Below are 23,735 nucleotides of genomic sequence, written 5' to 3'. Positions count from 1 at the left end.
AAACCAGCCTTAGGTAAAAAGACCTCTGGCTGGTTTTTTATATTTTACTCGCTTTGCCACAATGGGAACATCATGCTGGTTAGAATTGAGAACTTCCTTACCAAACAAGAAGTCACCGATGCGGTGTCGCTTCTTGAGAAAGCCGATTGGGTTGATGGCGCTGTAACAGCGGGGCATTTAGCGTTACATGCCAAGAAAAACCTGCAGTTGCCTGAAGATTCTCCCACGGCACGTCAGCTCGGAGATTTCATTTTGAGCTTGATGGGTCAGTCGCAGCATATTCTTGCAGCAGGATTACCAAACAAGATATACCCTCCTATGTTCAACTGCTATCAGAGTGAAGGAGAGTTTGGCGATCATATCGACAATACCATTAGGCGAGTGGCAGGAACCGCTGTAAAGGTTCGTACGGATATCTCAATGACGGTTTTTCTCAGTGAGCCCGAAGAATACGAAGGGGGAGAGCTCGTGATCCAAGATACTTATGGAGAGCAGCGTGTGAAATTCGCGGCGGGCGATATGGTAATGTACCCATCAACCAGTTTACATAAAGTGACGCCAGTTACAAAAGGCCGTCGGCTCGCGTCCTTTTTTTGGATGCAAAGTTTAGTAAGAAGTGCTGAACAACGCCGTATTCTGTACGACTTAGATATGAGTATTCAGGCACTTAGCGCCGAGACGCCTAATAACGCTGAAATTGTCAGGCTTTCGGGTGTGTATCACAATCTGTTAAGACAGTGGAGTGAAACCTAAGCTTAAAGACCTGCAGGTCATGCGTGTTTGCGCGGTGAAATTTTCTAAGAAATTGACTAAGCTGTGGGCCATAAACAGTGCTTATTTATTTCTTCTATGGTGCCTACGCCGCAAAGCGCCATTGTCATTTCAAGCTCGTCTCTCAACAATCGAATAGTGTGAGCAACACCTAATGCCCCCGCCGTGGCTAATCCGTACATCAGAGGCCGACCAATAAGCACGGCGTTAGCACCCAGTGCCATGAGCTTTACCACATCAGCGCCTCTGCGCACACCGCTGTCGGCCAGTACCATCATTTCATCACCAACCGTTTGGCGAATAATAGGAAGCATTTCTACCGGTGAAGGCACGCTGTCCAAAGCACGGCCGCCGTGATTCGACACTACAATACCCGCTACGCCAAGTTCTGCTGCTTTTTGAGCGTCCAGTGGATTAAGAACACCTTTCAACACAATGGGTAATGACGTGTGTTGCTGGATAAGAGCAATATCGTCCCATGTAGGAGCCTGTGCCATAAGCCCTTGAAATACCACGCTCTTGCCTTCTCCGGGGTGCACTAAGGGAGGAGGCGTATCTATATTGACCGCGCGCACATTTGGAGGGAGCGAAAATTCAGCTCTCTGCTCACGGTTTCGCAAGCCGTTAATTGGCGCATCGATGGTGATTACCAATGCTGAAAACTGAAAATGTTCTGCTTTTTGTATGAGTTCTAGAGTTTGTGAAAGGGTAGGTTGAACATAGAGTTGAAACCAGCGGGGGCTTTCCACCTGACTAGAAATATCTTCAAAGGAGCAACTGGCTAACGTGCTCATCACCCATAAGCCGCCTTGAGCTTGTGTTGCCATCGCCGTAGCAATCTCACCATTGGGATGCGCTAACGCTTGATAAGCAACAGGCCCTGAAATTATAGGGTGTTCAAACTGCTGCCCTAACAAGGTGGTTTTAGTTCCCCCCAGTTTGACATCTTTCAAAGCGCGGGGAAGTAAACACAGGTCGTCTAATTTTTCTCGATTTCTTCGCATCGACAATTCATCTGCAGAGCCACCGGCAATATATGCCCACGATTGTGGGGTTAGTCGCTCCCGAGCCAGGGTCTCGTAATCAGACAGTGCTGCAAGGGTTTTAGGAATTGTATTTAGCGGTGTTTTAAGCATATTCGTCAGTTTTATGTAAAGAAAGTAAAAAGCCTTTCAATATTAATTAAATTGCAAATGATAATAATTGTCATTAAGATGCAGTGCGATTTGAGCACGATTAGCCACTTCTTGCAAATAAGAAGAGAAATAAAGCGATGAAAATTCCCTATGACAGACAGGGGATGCAAGTTTCTACGGATAGTCTCACTTTTGGGCATTCTTTCTTGGAATAACAATAATCACACCAATTGCCCTAACTCAAATAGTTAGTGCTTTGCTCATGTTTGGCGGTAGAGCCATTTATGAAGACAAGCCGCGCGTAACAAGACACAACATTTTGAAATGGCGAGCCACTGGCTGGCCAACACTCAACACATTAAGGATTATCAAATGCCTGTAAATGGTAAGCGCATTATTTTGTTAGGAACCCTGTTTCCCATGTTGTCAGCGGGTGTGCTGGCGCAAAGCGAAGAGATAGAAACGCTCGACACCACCGTTGTGCAATCTGCGTCTGAAGAGCTGAAGCAAGCCCAAGGCGTGTCTATCATTACGGAAGAAGATTTCAAACGTCGTCCTGTCACTAACGATATCGCTGAAATTGTAAGAACCATGCCGGGTATCAACCTTACAGGTAACTCAAGCTCAGGACAGTATGGCAACAAACGTCAAATCGACATTCGCGGAATGGGTCCAGAAAATACGCTTATTTTAATTGACGGCAAGCCAGTGTTGTCGCGTAACTCTGTAAAAATGGGCCGTTCAGGCGAGCGAAACACACAGGGCGACAGCAACTGGGTTCCAGCTGAAGCGATTGAGAGCATTGAAGTTATTCGTGGTCCAGCAGCGGCTCGCTATGGCTCTGGCGCATCAGGTGGTGTTATCAATATTATCACTAAGTCTCCTGATGAAGCTTCTACCTCTATCACCGCTCAGACCGAGCTTTCTTCAAATAAATACGAAGGCGACAACCGTCGTTTTAACCTAGTAACAAGTGCGCCTTTATCTGAGCGTTTCTCTCACCGCACTATTGTTAACTACAACGAACAGGACGCTGACGACCCACGCGTAAATTTAGACGCAACAGACGTAACAACGGGCCGCGGCGGCACAGCGAAAGCGGTAGGTGCAGGACGTGAAGGTGTTGAAAACATCGACGTGCGTACTCTTGTTCGCTTCGACCAAGATGATATTAATCGCTGGGACTTTGAAGCAGCCTATAGCCGCCAAGGCAACCGCTATGCCGGTGACAATGCATTTCAAGGCGTAAGCTACCCCGTTGATGAAAATGGCAACGTCATCATTCCAGACGCTGAAGACCTGGCAGAAACCGATGCTCAGAGCTTAATTGGTGAAGAAACACTAGTAATGCACCGTCGTACGTTCGGCGTAACACACAATGGTGAGTATGACTTCGGCGATTCATTTAGCTATATCCAATACGAAAGCACGTCTAACAGCCGTTTAGGTGAAGGCTCTGCAGGTGGTGGTGAAGGTCGCATTAATAGCCTTGAGATGACCACCATCAAATTAGAGAACATTACGGCAAAGACCGAGTGGAATGTGCCTTTAACGTTAGGCGGCTTCAATCAAACCGCAACGTTTGGTGCGGAATACCGCAAAGAGACCCTAGACGATTCAGTTAGCAATCAGCTTTCTCTGAATGTGGTTGATGACGGCACTATTCCTGGTGTAGAGACTGACCCAGAAAATCGTCCATCTGAAACCGACGCCACGCTTGTAGGTGTGTATGTTGAAGACAACATCATGCTAACGGATTCAATCACGCTTACGCCTGGACTGCGTTTTGATGATCACAGCAAAGCGGGTACAAACCTTAGCCCGAGCTTGAATGCATCATGGCAGGCATCGCCTAATATTGTGGTTCAAGGTGGTATTAGCCGTGCTTTTAAAGCACCAAATCTCTATCAATTAAACCCTAACTACGTGTACTACACACGAGGTAATGGTTGCCCAGTTGACTTCTCTAACCTAGGTGGCGGGTGCCACATTCTAGGAAACCCTGACCTAGAGCACGAAACCTCAGTAAACAAAGAAATTGGTGTTAACTACACCAACGAAGAGGGTTTGAACGCGGGTATTACTTACTTCCACAACGACTATAAAGACAAAATTGGCACCGGTAATGTACCGCCAGAGTATGTGTTACCTGGCGAAGAAGGTGGCGAGGCAAACGTTCAGGTATTCCAGTGGTTTAACGTTCCTGAAGCGGTTATTTCTGGCCTTGAAGGTAACTTGTTGTTCCCTGTAACCAGCACTATTGAGTGGTCGACCAACTTTACCGTGATGCTTGAGTCAGAAGATAAATCTACTGGCCAGCCATTATCTATCGTTCCTGACTACACAGTGAACTCGCTAATAAGCTGGCAAGCCACCGATGCACTTGAGCTTGTGCTTAGCGCTCAACATTACGGTGAGACAGAAAGCCCTACGGCCAGCGTTAATTCGGGCGCCGTTATCGAAGCTGATGATCGCGAAGCCTATACCATCACCAACATTAACGCCATTTACGCGTTCGACGAAAACTTAAGCTTCAACGTGTCGGTTAAGAACTTGTTTAACGAAAGCGTTAAGCGTGAAGGTACACAAGCATCTAACGCAGGGGCGAATACTTTCAATGAACCAGAAAGAAGCTTCTTGTTGTCTGCTACTTACCAGTTCTAATACTTAGCAAGCAGTAACAAGACATTAAAAATGCCGGCCTCGATAGCGATATCGACGTGCCGGCAATCTCATTAATTCAGCCAAGAGATGTAAGGGATTTGAATGAAAGTTAAAAGAAGTGCAGCGCTTTCTTTTGTACTGGTATCACTTGCCGTGGCCTCATCAGGTATTGTGATGGCAGCAACAAAAGCCAGCGATATCGACGGGCTCACTGAAAAGTGGATTAGCATTGAGCGCCAGACGCAAAAGCTAGAAAACGAGTGGCGTGAATCAGAGCCTGCATTGCGTCAGCGTATTCAACTGCTTAAAGCTGAACGTACTCAGCTGCAGAGTATGATTGACGAAAGTAAGGCTGCAACCACCGACGTAGAAGCCCAGCGAGAAGCACTGCTCTCTGAGCAAAGTGAGCTTGAAGCACAACAGGGTGGGGTAGAGCGTGCATTGACTGGAGTAATAGGGCAAGTAGACAGCCTTTACTCGTCGCTTCCTGAAATTATTCGCCAGACGTGGGATAAAGAGCAAGCCGAATTAGCGGCTGACGCCGACACGTCAAATAAGCTTCAGGTTACCCTTGCAAAACTTTCATCCCTTGCGCAATTCAATAGCAAGCTTCTGGTTAACGAAACCGTAATGCGTGCTCCCGATGACAAAGATGTATTAGTTAAGCAGTTCTTTGTTGGCAGCAGCTATGCGTGGTTTACCAACGCCGATGGTCAATATCAGGGGGCCGGTCGCGTTAAAAATGGCGAGTGGCAGTGGCAATTCAGTGACAATGTAGATAGCGAATCGGTGGCCCTTGCCGTCGCTATTTTTGAGAAAAAGCATGAACCTGACTTTGTTTCTTTATCACTTACACTGGCTAAAGGAGAAGGCGAATGAAATGCTTATCTCACGTCCTCACAACATTTAATCCAATGTTGAAGTCCTCTCTCATCGCAGCATGTGTTGCTTTGTGCGCAGCTGTGGTTTGTGTACCGGCAGTGGCAGCGCCTGAAGATAGCATGCTGGCCAATATTAAAGACGCGAAAGCGCGTCTGGATCGCACCGAAAGCAAAATTAGTAAAGAGCGGGTAGCGCTGGCTAATGAATTGCGTGCGCTTGAACAGCAGGTAATGAAACTGCGCAATGAAACCACGGTAGCTCGCCGTAAAATGGACGAAAGAACCCTTAGTCTTTCACAGTTAGAAAATCGCCTATCGAGCTGGAGCGAGCAACAAGAGTTCCAACAAAATTTGTTGAGCCGTTTCCTGCTTCAAACTGGTGTAGACAGTCTGTCATTAAGCGAAATGAGCTTGTCTGACAAAGTCCAGAAAGTGGGTGAAAAAGCGAAAGAGTTTGCCAATCAACAAACCCCTAATTTCAGTGCAGGAAAGGTTGTACTGGCGAATGGCGAAGTGACCCAAGCAAAAGTGCTTACTCTTGGCCCGGTGACGTGGTATCTGGCGCAAGCACAAAACGTTGCGGGTACGGCAGAGCGTAAGCAAGACCTGTTTACCTCTACGTCCACTTTTTCAGATACGGATACCGAAAGCCTTGCAAGCTTGGCAAGCAGCGGCAATGGCAGCATTAAAATAGATCCTACCCTTGGCCGCGCAGCAACGCGCGAGCAAGCGTCAGAAGGGGTAATTGAACATGTTGTGAAAGGCGGAGTGTGGGTGATCCCTATCGTTTTGTTTGCCCTTCTCGCTACGCTTATCGCACTGTTTAAAGTTATTCAGCTATGGCGCTTACCGAAGGTTAAGCAAGTAGCATCAGGCAAAGCTCTGGTGAACATGGTGGGCAGTTCAGGTGTGGGCTTCTTTGATGGCATGCAGCGCGAGCTGTATGACATAACTAAGCGTGCAAGCACGCCAACTGAACGCGACGATGAGCTGTTTTCTGCACTCCAGCAAGACAAAATCAAGCTAGAAAAATACAACGGCACCATTGCTGTAACTGCTGCCGTTGCACCCTTGCTAGGTCTTCTAGGTACGGTAAGCGGCATGATTGAAACCTTTAGAATGATGACGGCATTCGGTTCAAGCGACCCCGAAGTTATTTCTGGCGGGATCGCTAAAGCCTTGGTTACGACAGAGTTAGGCTTAGTTGTGGCCATACCGGCATTAATTCTAAATGCCGTACTCTCTCGCAAAGCGCGACATTACTACGAAGAGCTCGAAAGTTTCGCGCTTGTACTTAGCAATGACGAGCCTGACGTTGCTGAGAAAAGCGACCAAAAGAGTGATGGTCAACAGCAAGCGAGCGCAAGCTAATGATTGAACAGCTAGCGGGGAATGCATTGTGTTGGTTAATGCTGCTGGTGGCATGGTTTGCTTACCAGCAAATCTTTGTGTTGTTTACTACACGCAAAGAGATAGCCCAAGTGCGTGATGGAGAGAAAGAGCTAACAAAGCGAGAAATGGTACCTGCCGTACTGGTTAGTGCTCTTCCCTTGATGGGCCTGCTAGGAACAATAGCAGGCCTACAAGTGAGTTTCACCGGAATGATGTCGTTAGGTGTCGATAGTCAAGTCGTCACTGGTGGCATTGCCGATGCACTTTTTACCACTCAGCTTGGCTTAACCTTGGCTATTCCTGGCTGGCTTTTGTTGATGTTTGTTAATGGTGCGGTAAAGCGTGCCGTAGCAAGGGAGGCGTAAACATGGCAAGTCGATTACAGCGACGCCTTGAAAACCAGCAAGCGCAAGGCATTGATATGTCTCCGCTACTAGACGTGGTTTTTATACTTTTAATTTTCTTTATCGTTTCAACAGTGTTTGTAAAAGAGACTGGGGTAGAGGTAGATAAACCACAGGCAATATCAGCACAAAAGCTCGATCAAATGGCCATTATGCTGGCAATTACCCGAACCGGTGAAGTGGTGTATGACAGTGCCAATATCGGTGTGAGCGGTGTGCGCTCTACCGTTGAGCAATTGTTGATGAAAGAACAACGCCCAGTAGTCATTCAGGTAGATAAAGCCGTTCGCTCTGAATTACTGGTAGAAGTCATAGATGAAGCCAAACTGGCGGGTGCCGACACGGTAAATATCGCCACTTTGAAGCCATAGCGAACGAGGCAAAATTCAATGAAATACAATCTTCAACCTTCTCTACTTAGCGGTGCGGTGCTCGTTAGTGCGCTCGGCGTTATGTGGCTAGGGCACTTTTTGTCTAATCTGCAGCCCGACACTATGGTTGTGCGCAAGTTAGACATTGCGGTAACACCTCCACCGCCGCCGCCCCCTAAAACGCAAAATGTAGTGGAAGAGACTGAACTTGTTATGCAGGTAGAGGGCAGTGGCGCAGCCATGACCATGGCGGATTTAAGTGTTGAGCCAGATATTCAAGTGCCAAAGCCCGACATGCCAAATGTCAAAGTGACCCAAACCCAATGGGATATGCCTGATATTGAATTGGACGCCTTTGGGCTAAGCGAACTGGATTCAAAGCCTACCTTGCTGACTCCGGTCAAAATACGTTTCCCCAAGCGACTTAAAAAGCAAGGTATCAAGCGGGTGATTGTAAAGCTCGACGTCATTATTGACGAACACGGCAACGTAAAGCTGATGGATATTGTCGAGAACCCGCATCACGAGCTCAATAAAGAAATAATGCGTTTTGTTAAAGCCAGCAAATTTACATCGCCCTACAAAGAAGATGAAGCGGTGAAGGCGCGTTTTATTTGGCCTGTAGTTATAGAGGCCTAATAGAAGCCTATTAAAGGCCTAGTTTAGCGCAATAAAGCGAAATAGAAGCTAAAGAATTTAGAGGTTGATTGAGACAATGTTAAACAAGATTACAGCCGTAACTGTCCTCAGCTGTGTAGTGAGCGCGCTGGCTTTTGTTAAGCCAGTAAGTGCGAAAATAACGGTGGAATTGGAAGAACCCGATTGGCAGTTTGTCATGCGTCAGCATCATAGAGATGATCATCGTGAACGTATATCCCGTGAAGAAGGTGAGTTTATCGGGCGCATTCAGGCCGACTTGCAAGCAGGCAATTATTCAAACGTTGCCAGCGCATTTGCAACCCAAGATATTTCTCAATTTAGTCCACGCTTGCGTGAGCTTTACGGACAAGTGCTATTGAATGAGAAAAACTACGCACTTGCCGAAAAAGTGCTGTTAGACGTTATCGATGCTATGCCAAACCTTCCATCGGCGCACAGAAGTTTGAGCATGGCGTATTTAATGACAGATAAATTGGCCAAAGCACGCACTCATTTAACTAAAAGCGTAGAGCTAGGTATTCAAGATGCCCAACTTTTCGGGCAGCTAGCCTATACCAATGTTCAGCTTGGCAAACCTGTCACCGCTATTGGTGCTTATCAAAATGCGTTGATGCTCGAACCTGAAAACAAGCAATGGTATCAAGGTTTATTGTTCGCGCTTATTGAAAGTAATGCACTTGCACAGGCGGAAAGCTTGCTAAGCGAAATGTTGGTAGATGATGAAAGTAATCAGCAGCTTTGGCTCCAACGGGGACAAATAGCGTTAAAGCAGGGTGACATGGTAAAGGCGCTGAGCAGCTTAGAGACCGCCCTTTCTTTAGGTGACCGCTCGCTGTCGAATTTGATTTCAGTGGCCAAATTGCACGTTTCTGACGGCAGTCCGCGGCGCGCAGCAGACATACTGGCTACCCATGCGAAGACTTTCATTACCGACAAAGATGGGGAAGGCTTTGACGCTTACTCCAAAATAGCGGCTTACTTAGCGGCTAATGAGCAGTGGTCTGATTTAGGTAAATTAACGCAAGCTGCCGACAACAATGTGAAAAAGCTCACGACCTCTCAAGCAGCTACGCTTAATGTACTTAAAGCTCAGTTGGCTATGGGCAAAGGGCAAAGCAAAACGGCAATTTCCCTTTTAACCAAAGCCATTGCTGACGCCCCTGACAATGGTGAGGCGCTGTTGTCTCTTGCTTCACTTTATCGTCAACAGAACAACGTCGAACGTGCCAAAATGACCTATCTACGAGCTGAGTCACTCGCCGACGTTAAACAGCGCGCCATGCTCGGGCGTGCGCAAATTGCCATAGATCAGCGTCAGTACCAAGATGCACTTACGCTTTTACGACAAGTCTATAAATCGTACCCATCCCGTTCTGATTTACTTGGCAACATCCAGTCACTAGAAAACCTAGTGAAGAACACAATATGAAAAGCCAAACGGTGAACCGCGTCGCCATAAATCGTGACCGATTGGATGTCGCACTTAGAACGCTGATTGCTGTGGCACTGGGCTACGCTTTTTCAGCGTGGCTAAGCAGTGCTATCGCCAATTTTATAGGGGCTGACGGACGAGAGCACGAAGTGCTGGTAAGAATGCTGTTCTTTTGTGTTTACTGCACCTTCATCCTTTTTACGTTCATCTTTGATACGACGAAAAAGGCGTCCATCATAATGACAGCGCTCTCTGCGTTAGCCTTATGTCTTTATTCAATCAGTACAGGGCTTTAACATGAAAGGGAATGTCAGAAAGTCTATGACGTGGCTTCATACTTGGAGCTCGATACTTGTTGGTTGGTTACTCTTTGCGATTTTTTTTACCGGTACGCTGTCGTTTTTTAGAACCGAAATAACCTATTGGATGCAGCCAGAACAACACGCCGCAGTACCCAGCGAAAAGGCGCTAGAGCACGGTTTACGTTATCTTGCGATCAATGCGCCCAATGCAAGTGAATGGCAACTCTCACTACCAGATGCGCGCTCGAATACACTCGACTTGTCGTGGCGCGACGCTAATGCAGGTAACGAGCGTCGTCGAGGTCCACGGGTCATGTTGAACCCGTCCACGGGTGAAGAGATAAAAGTAAGGGAAACGGCCGGTGGCAACTTCCTTTATCGTTTTCATTTCGAGTTATACGGTATCGACAGAACCATTGGACGCTGGATAGTAGGCGTAGTCAGTATGATGATGTTTGTTGCTATTATCAGCGGCGTCATCATGCACAGAAAAATCTTTGCCGATTTCTTTATGTTCAGGCCAAAGAAGAAGCTGCTGAGCTGGATAGATGGGCACGCCATAAGTGCGGTATTAGCACTACCATTTCATATCATGATCACCTTTTCTGGTTTGATTCTATTAGGCGCCACGCTATTGCCTTTTAACAGCGAGGAGCGCGTGCGGCACCGTCCTCAAGGTACAGAAGTACGCCAGAATGCGCAGCAGCAAAATCTAGCTTCACCAGACATTAATGCCTTATTGGCCTTACCCATCTCTTCGATGATTGCTCACGCTGAGCGCACATGGCAGGTGCCGGTTGAAAGCCTATCTATTACTCACCCGGGTAAAGCTAACGCTCAGTTTACGCTAAGTGGGAACAACAGAACGCAGTTAAGTGCGGGGCGTGGAGGAAGTAGTGCGCTGGTATTTAACGCACAAGGCGAAGTCATTAACGAGCGCCCAGCCTCAGTAGCCGCTAACGCCAGCCAGGCGACGTATAACTATTTGGATATGCTACATCAAGCGCGCTTCGCCGATACCCTTACTCGCTGGTTACTATTTTTTGCCGGTATTCTGGGTACCATTATGGTGGGAACGGGCTCTGTTTTGTGGGTAGTGAAACGGGCAAAGCAGCAGCTTGGAGAGTTTGGTTTTGAATTGGTCAGAGGCAGTAATATAGGCAGCATTGCAGGATTAATGTGTGCGACCGGTGGCTACTTTTGGGTAAATAGACTACTTCCTGCTGATCTAACGTCTCGAAGCTTATGGGAAATTAAGGTGTTTTTCGCAATATGGCTGGTATGTGTGGTTGCAGGGTTTATTTGGCGAGACAAAAAAGGGTGGGTAGTTCAACTTGGCTTTGCAGCAGTGTTGTTTGCGCTTGTCCCTTTGCTTGACCACCTCACCTCAGCAACAGGCTTAGATTTCGCGGTTGCAAATGGTGATAGCCTGAGAGTGGGTTTTGACCTTATGTGCATAACACTTGCGGCAGTATTTGGCTATGCTGCTTACCACGTCACAAAAGCCAAAGCCGTGAAAGCAAAACGGGTAAACAGCGCACCTTCACCAAAGCGAAAAGACACAGCTCGCCAAAATAAGCCGCAAGGTGACAACAGCGAGGCATTAATATGAGTATCATTCTGGATGTGGTGTTCGCATTTGTGCTTACTTATTTGAGTTTCTTACTACTCTCGCTTGGCAACAAGAAGCATGCCGGTATCACTCGACTAACCAGCACACCTTCACCACTACTTTTAATTGTACTTCATAGTTTAGCGTATTTGCTTATGGCAATAAGCCTCATGAACTGCATAGACGTGTGGAAGACCGAAATTGGCGTGGTGGTATGGATAGGGCTTTTACAGCTTGCAAGCGTGATGGTTTCAGCAACGTTTACCTATTTACCTACCCTTTACACCGTGGTGTGTAATTACCTATTGCTTGTCGCTTTTTGGGGGCCTCGTTTACGCGAAAAGTGAAGCAATACTTAAAGGTTGTTGAGCAAAAAATACAATAATGAGAATAAATCTCATTTACATTGAAAAGGGTGGAAATATCTGTATTATCTAGCCCGTTGAATTAATCAATATCACCGAGTAGTACAGAGAGTTAGCAACGAAATTATGAGTTTTTCTTTAGGCGGCATCCGCCAATGGCACTGGATTAGTGGCGCAGTCTGTCTGGTCGGGATGATGTTATTTGCCCTAACGGGGATTACGCTAAATCACGCTGCAGACATTCCAGCGAACAGAACTGTAACGTCAGCTGAATCAAGCCTACCACCGTTGGTTGTCGAACAATTGGTTTCTCTGGACACCGGTGACATAGCCATTCCAAGCGAACTCGTCGCGTTTATGCAGTCGCAAGAGGGTATTTCACTACCTTCATCGGTGACGGGAGAGTGGGATGGTATTGAATTTTATGCCGCTTGGCCTGGACCCGGTGCTGACAGTTGGATAGCAGTAGATGCTGAACTTGGCACAGTAACTTATGAAAACGTTGATAGAGGATGGATATCTTATTTCAATGACCTGCATAAAGGGCGGAACACGGGAAATGCCTGGCGCTGGTTTATCGATATCTTCGCTGTTGCCTGCATTATTTTTAGCGTAACTGGGCTGCAACTATTAATGCGTCACTCGAAAACACGCGCGTCTACTTGGCCCATTACTACGCTCGGTGTGCTCATCCCGTTTGTCATTATTTTACTGTTTGTGCACTAGCGCGACGCTAGTGGCACTTACCTACACAATTTTAAGGAGTGTTTACATGAAAATGCGAAAAGGCGCAGTTATCGCATCGACTTTATTAAGTATGACATTTGCCTCTGGCGCTATTCACGCTGCAAGCCAAGCCAAACTTGACGTGGCCTTACCGCAACTTGATGTGGCTGAATATCACAAACCTTATCTTGCCGTGTGGATTGAAGACAGTAAACGCAAGGCTACTCAAGTCGCCGTATGGTACGACGTTGAAATGCGTGAAGACAAAGGGAAAGAGTGGCTTAAAGACTTGCGCCAATGGTGGCGTCGTAGTGGGCGAAGCCTTGATTTGCCTTATGACGGACTTACCAGTGCAACAAAAGGCCCAGGCGATTACAGCCTTGATTCGCAGTTAAATAAAGCGTTAGCACAACTGCCAGAGGGCGATTACACGCTTCGCGTTGAGGCATCACGAGAAGTAGGCGGAAGAGAAGTACTGTCTCTGCCATTTTCATTACCGCTATCTGCTGCGTCACTACCGGTAGAGGTGAAAGGAAATTCAGAACTTGGGCGTGTAGTACTGCGTCTGGAAGACTAATCTGCTGAGGCGCTAATTCAACGCTCACTCAGTAGAGATCCAATAAGAGGACATTATGAAAAAACTATCAGTAAAAGCTTCAGCCATTGCGCTAGCAGCAACACTTGCCGTGTCATTTTCAGCCAGTGCGCATCGCGCGTGGTTACTTCCAAGCTCTACCGTACTATCAGGTGAAGAAGCTTACGTGACGTTTGATGCTGCTATTTCAAATACTATTTTTCACCCTGACCACTTCGCAATGAACGCCAGTAACTTAGTGGTTCAATCACCAGAAGGTGAAGCCGTAGACGTAGAAAATATGGCACGCGGTAAGTACCGAACTACGTTTGATTTGAAATTAAACAAAGAAGGTACATACAAACTGACGTCTGCCAGCAATGGTATTCGCGCATTTTGGCGAGATGAAGAAGGCAAGCGCAAGATGTGGCCGGGCCGTGGTGAAGAATATAAGCCGGAAGAGTTCGCAACAGCCGTGCCTAAGAAAGCAAAAGATCTTCGCGTAATGCAAAGCTCTCGCCGCGTAGAAACGTTTGTTACTCTTGGTGCGCCATCGAACAAGGTGTTCACGCCTGATAACGTGGGTTTGGAGCTAGTGCCAGTGACTCACCCTAATGATTTGTTCGCCACCGAAACGGCAACGTTCAAGTTACTTATTGACGGTGAGCCTGCGGTTGGCGCCGAGGTGGAAGTTGTGCGCGGTGGTATGCGCTACAGAAATGATCAGGAAACGATTAAAGTCACGTCTGACAAAAATGGTCAGATTGAAATTACATGGCCGCAAGCCGGTATGTACTTTGTAGAAATTGGCTATGAAGACGATAAAGCGCAAAAGCCTGCAACGTCTCGTAACGGTAGCTACTCAGGCACATTTGAAGTACTTCCGCTGTAATAACCGCACGTTATTGCGCAGCTAGGGGCTGTAAACGTTCTTTAAATACTCACAGAGCAACAGCCTCTTAAGTTTCTAGCTATTTCAATACAACGGCATAAAAGTTAAGCACATGACAGAAACACACCGTCTACTCATAGCAATAGTAAGCATTGGCATGTATATGCTGTGGGTAGCGGTGTTATTTTTTAAACATCGAAAGAAAAACAACTATGCGGTATCAGGCGAGGAGACCCTTGTCGTATACGCAAGCCAAACCGGTACAGCTGAAAAAATTGCCCGCGCAAAGGCCGCGGCGCTATCACAGCAAGAGCAAACGTCGGTAGTGTCCATGGCATCTTTGAAACTCAACACGTTAAGTAGTGTGTCGAAAGTCATTTTTGTTGTGAGTACCTACGGTGAAGGCGAACCCCCTGATGCGGGTAGAACCTTTAGTAAAGCGCTAAAAAAAGCGTCGTCGAATCAATCTGAGTACCTTTCCCATCTGTCTTTTGAAGTGGTGGGATTAGGCGATAAGCAATACGCCGCGTTTTGCCAATTCGCAGTCACGTTGTTTGATAATATCAGTGCACTAGGAGCACGTGCGCTTTCTCCGCTAACGACATTAGATTCAGGGAAAGGTGAGCATTTGTCTTTGCTTGGTTCGTTGCCACAGGATGAACAGCACCCCACCCATGCTTTCACACTGAAAAATCGGGTTCAATTAAATGAAATAAGTCTAGCTTCTGGCGAGATTTCAAACGAACCCTCTGACCACTCTGAGAGCAAACCTTCAAACCCAGCGTCGCCAGGCCTGTTCGGCTTGTCGTTGAACGTTGACCATTCTAATCAGACACAAGAATTACATGAACAATGGGAAGCGGGTGACGTGTTGGAAGTACTTATTCCTCAGCAAGCAGGGGAACCAACAGTTAGCCGAAGCTACACCATAGCGTCGGTACCACAAGAGCACGACGTAAAGCTTGTAGTTCGACAGCTGGTTAAAGACAACGGCCAACTCGGGATAGGTTCAGGCTTACTTACTCGTTCCTTGCCTCTTTCTCAGTCAGTACAGGCCTACATTCGTAAAAATACCAGCGCGATTATTGCAGACACAATGTGCCCATTGCTTTTGATTGCGGCGGGTAGCGGTATTGCGGGGGTACGAGCACAGCTTGCAAAGCGCGCACTACTTGAGAACGCAGGGCCAGTATGGATATTTTTTGGCGAGCGTAATCCTGCGCAAGATGACGTGCTAGATAAAACACTATCGCCTTTTCAAAATAGTGACTGTATTTTCAAAAAGTCAGTGATTTTCTCCCGTCAAGAAAACGGGGGCTATGTTCAACAGCGCCTCGTAGAGCAGCGAGATGAGGTAAAATCCTTCTTAGGTGATACCGGACAAGTATATGTATGTGGTCACTTTGAGGGAATGGGCCAAGGCGTTGATAAAGCGTTGCGGTCTATACTTGAGGAACAAGCATACAATGTGCTAGCTGACGAAGGGCGTTATCACCGCGACCTTTACTAATGTGGAGAACAGCAGGCAACTAATGTCTGTTTTACGCTTTCCTGTTTCACCGCTGAATCATCGCTAATAAACCTCAAAAGCCTTACAGCTAAATCCCAAACTTTGAGTTAGACTTTAGTCTAATGTGTCAGGCCCTTGCCTTGTCGCATGTTTAAATATGCGCAACAGTACGTTGGGCATACCTTAAATAGGTGTTTTCTTATTCAGGTATGACCTTTCGCCACCGATAATTGGTGTAATGTTTGAACTGAAAATAAGAAAATCAACAGGCTAGGGGCTGCTGACCTTTGTTGTACGTTTAAACCAAAATTCGTACACCAAAGAACAATAGGCCCTAGGGCCTGTCGATAAAACAAATTAGGACGACAGTATGCAGTCTATTGCCATTGTTATACTGGGCATCATCGGAATGTTGCTCGGTTGGTTCGTATATTCGAAGTTTATTGCGAGCCGTATATTTAAGTTGGATGATAGCTTTGTAACACCAGCCCATACAATGAAAGATGGGGTGGACTATGTTCCCACCAATAAAGTTGTATTGTGGGGGCACCATTTCACTTCCGTGGCGGGGGCAGCACCCATCGTAGGTCCAGCTATTGCTGTCTACTGGGGATGGGTTCCTGCGGTACTTTGGGTTGTGTTCGGTACGATATTATTTGCCGGTGTGCACGATATGGGCGCCTTATGGGCCAGCGCACGCCACAAAGGCAAATCAATGGGCGCGCTGTCTGAGACCGTCATCGGAAAACGCTCTCGTTCACTATTTATGATAGTGATCTTCCTAGTACTCTTAATGGTTAACGCGGTATTTGGCGTGGTTATCGCGAACTCTTTTGTCTCCCAACCCAATGCGGTATTCCCAGCTTGGATGGCAATCGCAGTTGCATTAGTCATAGGTCAATTGCTTAAACGTAATTTCAGCCTCATACCCTTGTGTATTGTGGGGATTATTGTGCTTTACGCATCGGTGTATGCGGGTAGCTATATCCCACTAAGTCTACCGGAAACCATGTTTGGTTTAGCAGATAAAGCAAACTGGATCATTATCTTATTTATTTACGCCGCTATTGCATCGCTGTTACCAGTTTGGATGCTGTTACAGCCTCGTGATTTCATTAACGGTATGCAGTTACTTGTTGGCTTGTTCCTGCTTTATGGTGCAGTGTTTTTTGCTATGCCGGATATCACGGCGCCAGCGTTTAACGCTCAAACCGCTGTCGATTCTCCAAGTCTTATCCCGCTGTTGTTCGTTACTATAGCGTGTGGCGCTGTTTCTGGTTTCCACGGTATTGTGTCTTCAGGTACCAGCTCTAAGCAGCTAGACAAAGAGACCGATGCACGCTTTGTTGGTTACCTAGGCGCGGTCGGTGAAGGTTCACTGGCACTTATCACCATTGTCGCTGTGAGCGGCGTTGCGTTTGCAGCTTCTCCAGAAGAATGGCACGAAGTATACAGCCACTTGGGTGCGGGTAGCGTGGGTGCATTTATCACTGGTGGTGCGAACCTAATTCAGCAGGGTTGGGGGTTGCCGGTAGATTTCTCGTCAACGATCCTTGCGGTAATGGTTGTTCTATTTGCTGGCACCACCATGGACTCGGGTGTGCGTCTGCAGCGCTACATAATCCAAGAATGGGGCGATATCTATTCAATTGGTGCACTTAAGAACGGCGTGGTTGCAACGCTTGTAGCTGTTGGATGTTGTCTATTGCTGGCCTTCGGTGCAGGTGGTGCGTCAGGCAGTGGCGGTATGATTATTTGGCCGTTATTCGGTTCTACTAACCAGATACTAGCCAGTTTAACCCTGTTAGTAATCTCGGTTATGCTGATTAAATTAGGTCGACCAGCGAAATATACGCTGATTCCAATGGTGTTTGTACTGATTATGGCCTTCTTTGCTGGGCTTATTAAACTTAAAGAATACTACGTTGAAGGTAACTATCTATTGGTATTCTTAGACGCAGTAGTACTTATTGTGTCTGTGCTTGTTATGCTTGAAGCTTTTTCTGTGGTGTCAAAACTCAAAAAGGAATCGAAGCTTAAAAAAGAGCAAGCCAACGGATAAGTCACTAGCGACAAAAACTTTCATGGTTGACCTCGTGGTTTAAAATTACACTTTCGAGACAGTCAACATTCGGCCAGTGCATTTGTACTGGCCATTTTTCTTTCCTTTAAAAGCAAAACGCACTCGCATAAATCAGGTTAATCAGTTTTGCTGATTTTCTGTCATACAGCATATCTGTTATTATACTTACCGTTCTAAAACACCGTTATCTTTGTTGTCAAAAGCCGCGTTCTTCAACGTGACCTTTCAACGAAATAACCTGTGAGGCTTTGTGTCAGATATCATTTTACTTGGACAAAATTTCCTAGCACTTTTCGTTGAATCCGCGCCTTGGTTACTTCTCGGTTTGCTGGTGGCGGGTATCATGCACGAATTGGTACCCGTTTCGTTTTTGGAAAAGCACATGGGCAGCTCATCGTTTGGCTCAATTACAAAGGCCGCGGTTATTGGTGCGCCTTTACCTCTGTGCTCTTGCGGCGTTATCCCAGCGGCACTTGGGCTTAGGCGTAGCGGTGCATCTAAATCTTCCACTATCTCGTTTTTAGTGTCTACGCCCGAGACGGGCGTAGACAGTGTTTCTGTGTCCTACGCATTGCTTGGACCGTTGTATGCCATTGTCAGACCCATCGCGGCCATTATAAACGCTATTTATGCTGGATTGATGGTGCGTTTTTTCGCAGAAGCAGAAGAGGCTCAACAACGACAATCTGAGGCGACGCAATCATCGTGCTGTGGTTCAAAGCAAGCACCTAAACCAGAGCCGCAAATACAGGCCAGCACGTCTTGTTGTGCAAGCGAAAAAACACATGCTCATAACCACGAAAGCACAGACAAGCCCAAACACGAGTCTTCGCCTTCGAAAATCACAAGCGTGCTTTCATATGCCAGTGGCAAGTTACTTGAAGACATTGTGATATGGTTATTAATTGGATTAGCACTTGCCGCGGCAATTAAAACGTGGGTACCCACCGACTTTTTAACGCAATGGGGTGATGGCGTGGTCGCCATGCTAGTGATGGCGCTAATCGGCATTCCTATGTACATATGTGCTACAGCATCAACGCCACTCGCGGTTGGGTTTCTTGCGGCGGGGCTATCGCCCGGTGCTGTTTTAGTGTTTTTAATGGCGGGACCCGCCACTAACGTATCAACGATGGGAATGATCAAAAAAGAAATGGGCACGCGAACGTTAGTGCTTTACCTTTTCAGTGTTATCTCTGCGAGTATTGGTTTTGGTTACGCACTGAACTACCTAGTATCTTCGTTTTCTTTAGCCTCTATGATCAAAACGCAAAGCCATGTTCATGAGCACGGTGCAGACGTTCAAGTGATTTATGGGCTATGCGCGATTTTATTGGCGGGGTTAATGTTAAGGCTGGGTATGAAAAAGCTGCAGCAACACCGTCATAACCAAGAGCAACATTCGGCGTGCTGCGGCTAACAGTAGCCCAGCGGATGCCTTTCATAATAAAGCGCTCAAATGATATTCATAGAGCGCTTGTATATCCCGCTCTATTATCCATAATAGTCGTTCAACTTATTAAAATTAAAACGCGTTTTAACCTACAAGGACGCTTGGAATAACTACATGCTTTTACTTATTGTGTACGTCTTCATTGCACTGGGCTTTTCTTTTTTGTGCTCCATTGCAGAGGCTGTGATTCTGAGTGTTTCGTCCGCTTATATCTCTGTGTTAGAGAAAGAGGGCAAAGCCAGTGGTGCGCTACTACGTAAACAAACCGATAATATAAATACGCCTTTATCAGCAATATTAACGCTGAACACTATTGCTCATACTATGGGGGCTGCCGGGGCAGGTGCGCAAGCGGCAGCAGTATTTGGTGACGCCTATCTAGGCGTTATTTCAGCAGTCCTTACACTCCTTATTCTTATTTTTTCTGAGATTATCCCTAAAACACTTGGTGCAACCTATTGGCGAACACTAGCGCCAGTAACCGCATATTTTCTTAAATACCTTTCAATTGTACTTATGCCGTTCGTTAAAATGTCTGAGCTAATGACGAAAGGCTTTAAAGAAGACAGCCCACTTCGCGGGTTAAGCCGCAGTGAGCTACACGCCATGGCAGAGTTGTCGGGGCAAGAAGGTCAGCTAGCAAATCACGAAGCGGCGTTTCTGCAAAGCTTGTTAAGTTTGCACGAGCTGAAAGTGAAAGATGCGATTACCCACCGCACGGCGCTATTTAAAGTGTCGGAGTCGATGACGGTAGAAGGCTTTTTCCACAAGCACGCCAATATAGAATTTTCTCGTATCCCTGTGTTTGAAGACAGCGACTCAGAAAACATTACCGGCTTTGTGATGCGTTCTGATTTATTGGTGGCACAAGCCAGAGGTAACACTGATAAGCCGCTTTCTGAATACGCAAAAGACATGGTTACCGTGTTAAACACTATGCCGCTGTCAGTCACCTTCGAGCACTTCATCAATAAGCACGTGCATATGTTACTGGTGGTTGACGAGTACGGCGGTTTAGAAGGGGTGCTTACGCTAGAAGACCTGCTCGAACGCTTGCTAGGTGTCGATATCGTAGATGAAAAAGACACCACGGTGAGCATGCGTAGGCTTGCCAAGATGATGATGAAACGCAAAGAACAAATGATGATCAAAAACGTACCCGATGCGTCACTTGAGAGTTCGTCTAAAAAATAGAATTAGCGCCAATTCACTCGTAATGTTTAGCCATTATTAAGGATGATAAATATGAAACAGGATTTATGGAAAAAAGCATTGAGAACAGAATATTCAGCCCACGAAAATATTGTTAAGCGAACCCAACCATCGCTCGTTTTAGCGGCTTTGCTCGCGACAGGTTTCACGGCAAGTGCAGCTGCACAGGAACTGAGTATCCCATGTGATGATCTTGAAGAAAAAGCGCTCGCAGAATCGAAAGCTGATGAAGTAGAGCGCATAAGCGCATTTACACCAGCGAAGCCTTTGAAACGTGTCGATCCTAAATACCCATCTCAAGCCATTAGAAAAGGCCGAGAAGGTTGGGTTAGGCTAAGCTACGTTATCGACGAAGAAGGCAGAGTGAAAGACCCTGTTGTAGAAGACTTCTTTGGAAGCCCTTCTTTCAAACGCAGTGCACTGTCAGCGGTTAAGAAATGGCAATATAACCCCGCGATCAAAGATGGCGAACCTACCCAGCAGTGTCATCAAGCAGTCCAAATGGATTTCGCTATAAGCGGAAAAAGCGGTGCCACACGCAAATTTATTAAAGCTTATAAAGACGCAGAAGAGTGCTTTAATGCGGGTGATGTTGATGCGGCTGATGAAGCACTTAAAGAGCTTCTAGCTTGGGATACGCTAAACCGCTATGAAAATACGTGGTTGCTAAACTTGGAGTCTCATATAGCGAGCAAACAAGGCGACGTAGAGAGGGAAGCGCAAAGCCTAACGCGATTACTTGCCAGCAACGGTAGTAAGCGCTTCAATAACATGGTGTTTAATGAAGATTATGTGGCATACGCCCTTCAGAGAAAAATCATACTCGATGCTCAGCGCGGGTATTATGCAGAAGCATTAAAATCCTACACCACACTTCAAGACATGGAAGCGCAAGAAAAGCGTATTGGCGAGATCGCGCCGCTAATTAGTCAGATTGAAGAATCTATTGCATCTGAGCAAAACTTAACCGTGCCCGTAACGATAGGAAGTGATGGGAATTGGTTCCATACTCTTGTGCGAAGTAAGTTTGCTTTTGGCAACATCCAAGGCGAGCTTGATACCGTTGAAGTCCGTTGTGATACTCATCGAGAAAAATTCACGGTTGCCGAAGCGCATGTCTGGCAAATTCCAAACTCTTGGGGACAGTGTCAGGTGATGGTGAAAGGTGACAGCGAAACAAAATTTGATTTAATTGAAGTGGCCAAAGGGTAGGACGAACAACAGTCGCGTCGCTACAGAGTTACAGTGAACGCCAGTTGAAATAGTTGCTCTCTATAGTTCTCGTCGGATTGGAAAAAACGCAAATTCTCCTGATGCCCTGAATTTAATTGCCACTCTGTGCTAACGGATAAATAAGAGGTAATGTCGTACCTTACGCTAACGGTAAAGGCGTTACCTCTGCTCCCATTCGGGTCATACATAACATCATCGTTATCTACCACCTGATACCAGTCCCCACGCATGGCTAAAGTTAAATCTTCCCAGCCTAATTGCTTTAGGTTGTATGCCGCACCGATATACGCACTGGAAAAATCGTTGTCTACGATATGCTCCCCCATCAAAGTGTCACCTAGTAGCACTTGAGAAAACACCGTTAACTCAGGTCGTGGTAAGTATCGGAGTGTTAATGAATGAAAGCGCGTATGCCAAGCATAAATACGGTCAGGGTCAACAATGTTCGGGTCTGCATTATTGTCGTAATAGTAATAACGCAACTCGGCCTTTCTAGCATAGGCTAAGTGAGCTCCTACGTAGTACCCAAACCGATTGTCAATTTCCCTGAAGGGTTCAGTCCATGCCGGTGCGTTTAACTTATCTTCATCGACGACGCCGGGAATGGGGAGGAAGTTTACGCGATCATTATAAACGGACTGCCTGTCGTGAAGGGCAAACCCTCGCCAAGAAAGCAGAGTGCCGGTGGAATCGTTACCTTTGAATACGCTGCCTAATACTTTCCATGACCAGTGGCTTCTTAATTGCCTGCCATTTTGTCGTAGACTTACTTCGATGCCGCCCGTTCTTAGTTCTTCACCCACCCAACTATTAATTGCTGAGTTGCTTAGAAAGTGAGGCGATAACCAACCCGCGTCGGTATTTTCCGCTGAGAGAGCAGGAAAAAATGCCCCTATTTTTACTTCAGGTTTTATGCTGGATGCGACTAACGGGCGATATTTTAAATAAAGTTCGGAGAATCCAACCTTTTGTTCCCCATCGCTATAACCATTGATGACGCCAACTGCCGACCAACTATCCGCTAACATAAAGTCAGCTATCACTACAGCATGAGAGAGCTGTATGCCGTTACTTTCATAACGCTGATGGCCGGCCCCCATTTGCTGAAAGCTTCGCGAATCATCTTTTGCCACAAAGCTTGTTCTTACTAGGGCCTTGGTTTCTCCGTGAGCCTGAAGTGTCAAACTCGTGCAAAGCAAACAGACGGTTAAGGCAAAGACATTACGCATTAATAATCGCCAAATCCTTCGTCGAAGTCATCGTCACTGAAAACTGCATCAAGAACAAATTTGTATTCTTGTGAGTTGGTGATATGCAATGTTGCGCTGTTAAATAGTTTCACATCAGGTTGCTGCGGGTGCCAGGTCATAACACTGTACTCGCCTACCGGAAGTGAAACATTCATTAGGCCTTCTTCATTGGTTTTTGCGAAAAATGGGCTGTCGGTTACCACAATATAGCCCAGCATCCAGTCGTGAATATTGCAGCCAATATCTACAATACCAGCTTGCTCAAAGCGAAGCGGTTCAGCGGTAAACTCTTTATAGAGTTTTAGCTCAAACTGTTTTGTAGGGGAAAAAGAATACACGTGATGAAAAAGATTATCTGCGTTTGGAAACGAAATATCTGTGCCTGATTGAACAACAAGCACGTGAGGTGCAAATTGTTTATCGATTTGATTCATTATGGCGGGCTCTTCTTCACGCTGTGGTGTTGACGCGAGCGTAAAGTTAGGCGTTAGGGTTAACACCATATCTTTCACAGGCTCCCCATTGGCGTCGCTAACGTATATCGAAATGCTTGGCGTTGCTGATAAGGATGTCTCAGCGGCATGTGCCCATGAAAGAGTAGCGCCGGCTAGTAAGAGAGCGCTCGAAGTGAATGTACCTGTGATAAAACTAGTTATGTTGAACGTGCTCGCCCTTCGATGAGAAGTAAAGAAAATAGAAAGCGCAAATGACATGGATTTAATCAATAACGTGTTGTTTTTTTGCATTGTGATTCATTCTTTATAATGGCTTTAGCCTTAGACAGAAAGACAAAGCGCTATGCGTCCATTGTT

Annotated in this window: 22 protein-coding genes; 19 read left to right on the top strand and 3 right to left on the bottom strand. The window is 46.4% G+C overall.

Features of this window, described 5'->3' with window-relative positions; all coding sequences use genetic code 11:
* Positions 1–72 precede the first annotated feature (72 nt).
* The gene (locus tag AC0J2X_RS10120) at positions 73–753 is read left to right on the top strand and encodes a Fe2+-dependent dioxygenase (RefSeq protein WP_069945087.1); all 681 of its coding nucleotides are present in this window, start codon (positions 73–75) and stop codon (positions 751–753) included.
* Positions 754–809: 56 nt separating this feature from the next.
* Here the strand turns inward: AC0J2X_RS10120 and AC0J2X_RS10115 are convergent, their stop codons facing one another.
* Positions 810–1,907 carry an alpha-hydroxy acid oxidase gene (locus tag AC0J2X_RS10115; RefSeq protein ID WP_069945086.1) on the bottom strand — a complete coding sequence of 366 codons (1,098 nt, stop codon included), beginning with the start codon at positions 1,905–1,907 and terminating at the stop codon, positions 810–812.
* A gap of 372 nt (positions 1,908–2,279) precedes the next feature.
* On the opposite strand from AC0J2X_RS10115, the gene AC0J2X_RS10110 reads away from it, so the two are divergent.
* The 18 genes from AC0J2X_RS10110 to AC0J2X_RS10025 all read left to right on the top strand — a co-directional run bounded on the left by AC0J2X_RS10110 (position 2,280) and on the right by AC0J2X_RS10025 (position 21,652).
* Entirely contained in the window at positions 2,280–4,571 is a 2,292-nt protein-coding gene (locus AC0J2X_RS10110; RefSeq protein WP_069945085.1) for a FepA family TonB-dependent siderophore receptor, read from the top strand.
* A gap of 102 nt (positions 4,572–4,673) precedes the next feature.
* Positions 4,674–5,450 carry a DUF3450 family protein gene (locus AC0J2X_RS10105; RefSeq protein WP_472996003.1) on the top strand — a complete coding sequence of 259 codons (777 nt, stop codon included), beginning with the start codon at positions 4,674–4,676 and terminating at the stop codon, positions 5,448–5,450.
* Entirely contained in the window at positions 5,447–6,823 is a 1,377-nt protein-coding gene (locus AC0J2X_RS10100) for a MotA/TolQ/ExbB proton channel family protein (RefSeq protein ID WP_069945084.1), read from the top strand. Before AC0J2X_RS10105 ends, AC0J2X_RS10100 begins: the two co-directional genes overlap by 4 nt.
* Positions 6,823–7,209 carry a MotA/TolQ/ExbB proton channel family protein gene (locus AC0J2X_RS10095; protein ID WP_014951025.1) on the top strand — a complete coding sequence of 129 codons (387 nt, stop codon included), beginning with the start codon at positions 6,823–6,825 and terminating at the stop codon, positions 7,207–7,209. The genes AC0J2X_RS10100 and AC0J2X_RS10095 overlap by 1 nt, the downstream gene beginning before the upstream one ends.
* Positions 7,210–7,211: 2 nt before the next feature.
* Positions 7,212–7,619 carry an ExbD/TolR family protein gene (locus AC0J2X_RS10090; protein ID WP_014951024.1) on the top strand — a complete coding sequence of 136 codons (408 nt, stop codon included), beginning with the start codon at positions 7,212–7,214 and terminating at the stop codon, positions 7,617–7,619.
* 18 nt (positions 7,620–7,637) lie between these two features.
* On the top strand, positions 7,638–8,258 hold the full coding sequence (locus AC0J2X_RS10085) for an energy transducer TonB (protein ID WP_014977608.1): 621 nt from the start codon (positions 7,638–7,640) through the stop codon (positions 8,256–8,258).
* A 76-nt stretch (positions 8,259–8,334) separates the two neighbouring features.
* Positions 8,335–9,708 carry a tetratricopeptide repeat protein gene (locus AC0J2X_RS10080; RefSeq protein WP_069945083.1) on the top strand — a complete coding sequence of 458 codons (1,374 nt, stop codon included), beginning with the start codon at positions 8,335–8,337 and terminating at the stop codon, positions 9,706–9,708.
* Complete coding sequence (locus tag AC0J2X_RS10075; RefSeq protein WP_039234916.1) at positions 9,705–10,007, top strand: hypothetical protein; 303 nt, start codon at positions 9,705–9,707, stop codon at positions 10,005–10,007. The genes AC0J2X_RS10080 and AC0J2X_RS10075 overlap by 4 nt, the downstream gene beginning before the upstream one ends.
* A gap of 1 nt (position 10,008) precedes the next feature.
* Entirely contained in the window at positions 10,009–11,625 is a 1,617-nt protein-coding gene (locus AC0J2X_RS10070; RefSeq protein WP_240491620.1) for a PepSY-associated TM helix domain-containing protein, read from the top strand.
* On the top strand, positions 11,622–11,972 hold the full coding sequence (locus AC0J2X_RS10065) for a DUF3325 domain-containing protein (RefSeq protein ID WP_014951019.1): 351 nt from the start codon (positions 11,622–11,624) through the stop codon (positions 11,970–11,972). Before AC0J2X_RS10070 ends, AC0J2X_RS10065 begins: the two co-directional genes overlap by 4 nt.
* A 144-nt stretch (positions 11,973–12,116) precedes the next feature.
* Positions 12,117–12,716 carry a PepSY-associated TM helix domain-containing protein gene (locus AC0J2X_RS10060; RefSeq protein WP_039227019.1) on the top strand — a complete coding sequence of 200 codons (600 nt, stop codon included), beginning with the start codon at positions 12,117–12,119 and terminating at the stop codon, positions 12,714–12,716.
* 46 nt (positions 12,717–12,762) lie between these two features.
* Positions 12,763–13,293, top strand: coding sequence for a DUF2271 domain-containing protein (locus AC0J2X_RS10055; protein ID WP_472996002.1), 531 nt, complete (start codon positions 12,763–12,765; stop codon positions 13,291–13,293).
* Positions 13,294–13,348: 55 nt separating this feature from the next.
* Entirely contained in the window at positions 13,349–14,182 is an 834-nt protein-coding gene (locus AC0J2X_RS10050) for a DUF4198 domain-containing protein (protein WP_014951017.1), read from the top strand.
* 112 nt (positions 14,183–14,294) lie between these two features.
* Positions 14,295–15,692 carry a flavodoxin domain-containing protein gene (locus AC0J2X_RS10045; protein ID WP_069945081.1) on the top strand — a complete coding sequence of 466 codons (1,398 nt, stop codon included), beginning with the start codon at positions 14,295–14,297 and terminating at the stop codon, positions 15,690–15,692.
* A gap of 370 nt (positions 15,693–16,062) precedes the next feature.
* On the top strand, positions 16,063–17,754 hold the full coding sequence (locus tag AC0J2X_RS10040; protein ID WP_014951015.1) for a carbon starvation CstA family protein: 1,692 nt from the start codon (positions 16,063–16,065) through the stop codon (positions 17,752–17,754).
* Between the two features lie 271 nt (positions 17,755–18,025).
* Entirely contained in the window at positions 18,026–19,195 is a 1,170-nt protein-coding gene (locus tag AC0J2X_RS10035; protein ID WP_069945080.1) for an SO_0444 family Cu/Zn efflux transporter, read from the top strand.
* Between the two features lie 147 nt (positions 19,196–19,342).
* The gene (locus AC0J2X_RS10030; protein ID WP_014951013.1) at positions 19,343–20,422 is read left to right on the top strand and encodes a CNNM domain-containing protein; all 1,080 of its coding nucleotides are present in this window, start codon (positions 19,343–19,345) and stop codon (positions 20,420–20,422) included.
* A gap of 51 nt (positions 20,423–20,473) precedes the next feature.
* A complete protein-coding gene (locus AC0J2X_RS10025) occupies positions 20,474–21,652 on the top strand; it encodes an energy transducer TonB (protein ID WP_069945079.1) in 1,179 nt (392 codons plus the stop codon).
* Positions 21,653–21,672: 20 nt separating this feature from the next.
* Here AC0J2X_RS10025 and AC0J2X_RS10020 read toward each other — a convergent pair whose 3' ends face one another.
* Together AC0J2X_RS10020 and AC0J2X_RS10015 are read right to left on the bottom strand one after the other, a co-directional pair.
* Entirely contained in the window at positions 21,673–22,806 is a 1,134-nt protein-coding gene (locus AC0J2X_RS10020; RefSeq protein ID WP_240491619.1) for an outer membrane beta-barrel protein, read from the bottom strand.
* Between the two features lie 95 nt (positions 22,807–22,901).
* On the bottom strand, positions 22,902–23,669 hold the full coding sequence (locus AC0J2X_RS10015) for a methylamine utilization protein (RefSeq protein ID WP_069945077.1): 768 nt from the start codon (positions 23,667–23,669) through the stop codon (positions 22,902–22,904).
* Between the last annotated feature and the right edge of the window lie 66 nt (positions 23,670–23,735).

This window comes from Alteromonas sp. R7 (genome assembly GCF_055755235.1).
The sequence above is the reverse complement of the archived record's forward strand: the minus strand, read 5'-3'. Positions and strand labels throughout refer to the sequence as shown.